Origin of the sequence: Bisgaardia hudsonensis (assembly GCF_004345785.1) — a bacterium.
Taxonomy (GTDB): domain Bacteria; phylum Pseudomonadota; class Gammaproteobacteria; order Enterobacterales; family Pasteurellaceae; genus Bisgaardia; species Bisgaardia hudsonensis.
On the sequence record NZ_SLXI01000015.1, the window covers coordinates 1 to 4,720 of the forward strand.

At 32.3% G+C, this 4,720-nt stretch carries 5 protein-coding genes; 2 read left to right on the plus strand and 3 right to left on the minus strand.

All coding sequences use genetic code 11. The features are described from left to right. Positions 1–102: 102 nt before the first annotated feature. Both EV697_RS09705 and EV697_RS09710 read left to right on the plus strand, forming a co-directional pair. On the plus strand, positions 103–1,005 hold the full coding sequence (locus EV697_RS09705; protein ID WP_132025080.1) for a DMT family transporter: 903 nt from the start codon (positions 103–105) through the stop codon (positions 1,003–1,005). Between the two features lies 1 nt (position 1,006). Continuing rightward, positions 1,007–2,020 (plus strand): Gfo/Idh/MocA family protein, encoded by a 1,014-nt coding sequence (locus tag EV697_RS09710; RefSeq protein WP_243694781.1) that lies wholly within the window; start codon positions 1,007–1,009, stop codon positions 2,018–2,020. Positions 2,021–2,126: 106 nt separating this feature from the next. Here EV697_RS09710 and EV697_RS10140 read toward each other — a convergent pair whose 3' ends face one another. From EV697_RS10140 to EV697_RS09720, 3 genes are all read right to left on the minus strand, one after another. Continuing rightward, the gene (locus EV697_RS10140; RefSeq protein WP_481748685.1) at positions 2,127–2,324 is read right to left on the minus strand and encodes a hypothetical protein; all 198 of its coding nucleotides are present in this window, start codon (positions 2,322–2,324) and stop codon (positions 2,127–2,129) included. Positions 2,325–2,336: 12 nt separating this feature from the next. Continuing rightward, the gene (locus EV697_RS09995; RefSeq protein WP_243694782.1) at positions 2,337–2,816 is read right to left on the minus strand and encodes an MbeB family mobilization protein; all 480 of its coding nucleotides are present in this window, start codon (positions 2,814–2,816) and stop codon (positions 2,337–2,339) included. A 684-nt stretch (positions 2,817–3,500) separates the two neighbouring features. Next, entirely contained in the window at positions 3,501–3,815 is a 315-nt protein-coding gene (locus EV697_RS09720) for a plasmid mobilization protein (RefSeq protein WP_132025086.1), read from the minus strand. Positions 3,816–4,720: the final 905 nt, after the last annotated feature.

Consider the following 4,720-nt stretch of genomic DNA (forward strand, 5'->3'; position numbering starts at 1 on the left):
GGGCGAAGATGTCAAAATCTTCGCCCTTTTTCTATGAGAAAAAATACAAATATTTTATAATTACCTAATCTTACTTACCTTTTAGTTATAGGGCTTAGTCATATGGGTAATGATTCTTTTATAAGATTCTCTTATGTTTTGTTAATGGGGTTTGGTTTTCCTATTATGCGTTATATGAGTATTCATTTTGATACTTTAAATAATAATGCTGTTCGATTTCTCTCTGGTGGGTTGTTATTCGTTTTTATTTGTATATTAAAATATAGAACCGAACTGCTTAAGTTGCTTAGAGAACCTTCAATCATCTTATATCTTCTTTTGTTAGCTATTTTTATGACTGGTAATATGTATTTTTTTATTAATGGTCTTAAATATACTTCAGCTTTAGCAGGTAGTATTTTCGGCATTATGTCTATGCCTTTAGCTGTTATTATGGCTGCAATTTTCTTTCAAGATGAAAGGGAAAAAGTAAAACAGAAGAGTTTTTATATTGGTAGTGTCTTATCTGTAATTGGTTCTTTGATATTTGTAATTTATAGCAACAAAACTGGTGGGGGTAATGATTTTATAACAGGATCACTCTTTTTGGGGACTGCTATATTTATTCAATCTATTCAAAATCTTTTCGTTAAAAAGGTCGCAAAAAAATTAAATGCTATCGTTATCAGTGCCTCCACTGCTACTTTATCTGGACTTGTTTATCTACTTTTAGCAAGTAATACAGGTGTTATTTATCAATTACAAGATGTTAGTTCAGGCTTACTGATCGGATTAATCTTTGCTGGAATGTATGGAATGCTAACAGGTATGTTATTTGCATTTTATATTGTTCAAAAACAAGGGGTAGTTGTTTTTAATATTATTCAATTAACAGTTCCCTTATCTACTGCGTTTATTGGTTACTTTACTTTAGGTGAAACTATTTCTATTTATCAAGGTTTTGGTGCTGCAATCGTTATTGTAGGTTGTGTTATTTCATTGAGGAAAAAATCCAATGGAGATTAGTATGTATAATGTTGGTGTTATAGGATTAGGTTTGATTGCTTATGGAATAGATAAAGATCCAAACAGAAAAATCATATGGAGTCATATCAAGGCATATAAAAGTATTGAAAATATACGAATATCATCAGTATGTGATGTTAATAAATCTTTGGTAGATTCTATCCAAAAAGAGTGTGATATCCCAAATGGATATACAGATTATAAAGAAATGCTGAAAGCTAATAAATTTGATATTGTCAGTATATGCACACCTATTCAAACACATTTTGATATCATCAAAGAGTGTATTAAGAATGGAGTTAAAGTGATTTTCTGTGAAAAGACTATTTCTTATTCTCTAGAAGAATCTAAGGAAATAGTTGAGTTATGTGATAAGCATAATGTTATTATCGCTGTTAATTACATTTTTCGTTGGGATAATCTTATTCAAGAAATTAAGGGGCTATTAGATTCAAATGCCATAGGAAAAATTTATTCTTTAGTTGGTTATGGTGCAACTGCTTTACATACGAGTACAAGCCATTTAATAGATTTATTGCTTTATTTTTCTGGTTCAGAGATTGAATATGTTGTTGGAGATATTCAAAAGGATTTTGTTAGAAATGTTCACGGTATTTCTGATGTCGGAGGAACAGGAATGATAAAGTTTAAATCTAATTCTATTGGGTTCATTAAAGGTACTAGCTCTTCCCCGATGAAATATATGTTTGAAATAGATATACTTGGCGAAAATGGGCGAATAAGATTATACAACAATGGATCATCTTATGATTTATATAAATTTTCAAGTAGTGAAAATTCATCAGGTAGCAAGTATGAATATTTAGATTTAGTCTATTCAAAACACAATACTACTCCAAATGAAAGAATGATAGATGCCATTTTAAGTCTAATTGAAGGTATTGAAACAGGAAAACAACCTGTATCAAATATAAAAACGGCAATAGAATCAATAGAGGTTATTGAAAGTATAAAATTATCATCAATGAATGGAAATATAATTAAATTTCAATAAATTTTAAACCGCCTATATTAATAATATTTTAGGCGGTTTTATCTACCTATACTAAAGCCTCTTTGTCTTACTTTATATGCTTGGGCTTTTTCCTCTTGCTTTCTATTTATAGCCTGTTTAAGCGATTTATTGAGTTCATCAAACTGTCTAATTGATTGCTGATTTCGTAGTATTGTTTCTTGATTAGTTGGTTTTCCTTGTGTAAGTTCTCTAACTCGGCTAATAAAGTTTTTCGCTCTTCCTCTTGCTGTATTAATAATTCTCTCAATGCTTTCTCTAAAAATATTTCCGTTTCTGTTGCCATTTGAGTTTATCCCTATTTTTTCTTTTGTGCTATATCCAAAATCATCAAATCTTTTTCTTCTCCCCATCTCGTGTTGATGTAATTTTTGTCTATCTTCACGCAAGTTAAGATCTCCCCTAGTTGAGTTTTGCACTTGTCTAGCTTTATTCCCCCAGTCGCTTCCTTCGCTATTTTTGTTGATATTTGCCATTCTATCATCTCTTGATATGTTATTTTCGACTTCCAGCTTAGAAGAGCTGATATTGAAATTATTATAGCGAGTATTGATAAAGCTATTATTGTGGGTAAGCGGTACATTCTTACGGTACTCTTTATTAATTTCTTCTGCTCGATTTGGATATTTTCGACTAAATTCTTGTTGGCGTTTTGTAATTGCTCTATCAAGTTTTTTTCGTGCTGTTTGATAACGTTCCCAATTATCTCTTTTGTATTGTCTAGCTCTTTCTTCGATGTCTGCTGGAAGTTCTTTGCTAAATCTAAAATCTTGTTCATAGAAAGCTCCTTTTAATCTTAAATTCTGCCCGTCAGTTTTAATTGATATATTCTTTGGGGTAATCCTTGCTATTTCAAAACCAGCGTTTTCTAGGGCTTTTATAACATCTTGGCGGTTATTTATATGCCCAGCCTTAGCTAATGTACTTAATCCGTCTGTAATGGCTTCTAAGGCTTGTTTTTTGTTGCTTGGTAGCTCTTGCTTAGTAACCATATTTTGTTTTTTTGTTGGGTCGTTAGGGTCTGATAGTCCATATATAGAGTTTATTACCTGTTTAAAATTTTCGACAATAGGTCTATCAGCTTTATCATAGTATGGCTGTAATCGTTTACCGCTGGTTAGTTCTACATTAGGAATGACAAAATTTAACTCTAATCTACCTTTATCAGTATGTTGTACCCACGATATGTTATATTGTTCAGGCTCTAATCCAGCAAAGATAGCTTTTTCAAAACTAGCCATAATTTTTCTTTTATCTTTTTCTGAGATATTAGGCTCTTCAAAAGATAAGCAACCAGCAGTATAGGTATTTTTGAATTGTAGGCTATCTGCTATTTCTTGTGATAGTCTGGGATCGCCCTGTAATATTTGAGCGGTGTCATCAGGCTTTTTAAGTAAATAATCAACACAAGCCTTGCAACTGCTGGCTTTACCTTTTCCCCTTTTTTTAAAAAATTTTACAATCATCGTGCATTTTCTCTAATTATTTGTATATTTTTTTCAATATTTCGTAAGCTAATAAGCACACTAATTAAGTCAATATTAGGTGCTTGATTATTACATTGTCTTGCTATTTGATTGATATTTACACCTATTCTATTTAATTCAAATAATAATTTTGGGTCGATTGCTTTTAATGGTTTTTTAGGCTCTTGTTTTAAGGCTAATTCTCGTAACCATTCAGCTAATCTAGCTTTGGTTTTTCTCTCTTTTAATGCGTTATATTCACTTTCAGTTAGACGAATTTTTATCTCTTTTGTTCTTTTTTCTTTTGTCATTTTGGTACCCGTTCTTACTAATTAGTTGTGTAACCGTAGGGGGTCAAGGGGGATTTATCCCCTTTGCTAGGCACATAAGGGATTGACTGTTAAGTCCCCTTTGTGTGTCCTAGCTATAAATAAAGACAAATACTACCATAAAGCTCCGAAGTGGTATATAAAAACCGCTGAGCCGTAGGCGACTTCATTTTTTAGCCCGAAGGGCTTTTCAAATAATAAAAAAAAATGATGGATAAATTGGCTTTCGTGGAGCTTGTGGACTGTAGTTTTTTAGTGTGGGCTAATTCGGTGTAAAAGCTCGTGGGTAACTCGTAGAGTTATCCATCAGCTTTTGCACAATTAGTCCATACGTTCGCAAAGCGAAAAAAACGTTAAACAGTCCACAAATCCACAAAGCTCATAAAGAGCGTTATTTTTCTTTGTTATTCGATCAAGCGATTAGTGAATAGCTAATCAAAAAATAAAATCGTTTTACTGGTTGAGAATTGAGACCCTAGACAAGCAATTCTCTAATCCTTAATTTTAACTTTATCAGGTACTGATTATCGTACAGTGAGACGGTGGCAGAGCTTACTATCGTATGTAAGAACCGTTAATTTACACCACTTTATGCCTGTTTATTCGTTCCCGAAGTCCGAGCTAATGACCGTTAAATTTAAGGTTTGCGTTTCTTGTTTAATCGTCGTTGAATGGTTTTTTGGTAGTAGTGACGCTCGCAATCTCTTGCATTCCTAGCTACCCTTTGCTAAGATTTGACTTGTCGATGGTCTGTTTCTTAGCAAAGAACGCAAATAACAGATTAAAGAAAAAGGGCGAAGATGTCAAAATCTTCGCCCTTTTTCTATGAGAAAAAATACAAATATTTTATAATTACCTAATCTTACTTACCTTTTAGTTATAGGGCT

Excerpts from the sequence above, each read along its gene's own strand:
- EV697_RS09705 (WP_132025080.1), top strand. The coding sequence starts at position 103 with ATGGGTAATGATTCTTTTATAAGATTCTCTTATGTTTTGTTAATGGGG.
- EV697_RS09710 (WP_243694781.1), top strand. The coding sequence starts at position 1,007 with ATGTATAATGTTGGTGTTATAGGATTAGGTTTGATTGCTTATGGAATA.
- EV697_RS10140 (WP_481748685.1), bottom strand. The coding sequence starts at position 2,324 with ATGGCAACAGAAACGGAAATATTTTTAGAGAAAGCATTGAGAGAATTA.
- EV697_RS09995 (WP_243694782.1), bottom strand. The coding sequence starts at position 2,816 with ATGAACAAGATTTTAGATTTAGCAAAGAACTTCCAGCAGACATCGAAG.
- EV697_RS09720 (WP_132025086.1), bottom strand. The coding sequence starts at position 3,815 with ATGACAAAAGAAAAAAGAACAAAAGAGATAAAAATTCGTCTAACTGAA.